Genomic DNA, 374 nt, shown 5'->3' on the forward strand with positions numbered 1-374 from the left:
GCCAAAAGAGTCGTTAAGATTTATTCAACAAGAATGCAGATAGAAGAAAGCTTTAGAGATGTTAAAACAGGTCTAAAAATGAATGATAGCGGCTCAAGGAACCAAGATAAATTAAGCGTGCTTCTACTCATCGCCAGTCTTTCACAATTTATACTTTACCTGCTTGGTTTGGCGGTCAAAGCAGCAGATAAACACAGGCAATATCAAGCTAACTCGATAAAGCACCGGAATGTACTTTCAAACCAGTTTATTGGCTTGAGAGCCTACAAAGATAAGAATTTGAAGCTGTTGAAATCGCATTGGCAGTTAGCGATTAAGATGCTGCTGGATTTAGTGAGGGAACCACAAGCATCCTATTAAATTCGTGGGGTTCC

1 protein-coding gene is annotated in these 374 nt (G+C 39.6%); it reads left to right on the plus strand.

Features of this window, described 5'->3' with window-relative positions:
• On the plus strand, nt 1–360 hold a 360-nt coding region (locus LMH66_RS20295; RefSeq protein ID WP_229372728.1), incomplete at its 5' end, for a transposase.
• Between the last annotated feature and the right edge of the window lie 14 nt (nt 361–374).

The sequence above is a fragment of the Shewanella sp. 10N.7 genome (genome assembly GCF_020806285.1).
In the GTDB taxonomy this organism is placed as follows: Bacteria; Pseudomonadota; Gammaproteobacteria; order Enterobacterales; family Shewanellaceae; genus Shewanella; species Shewanella electrodiphila.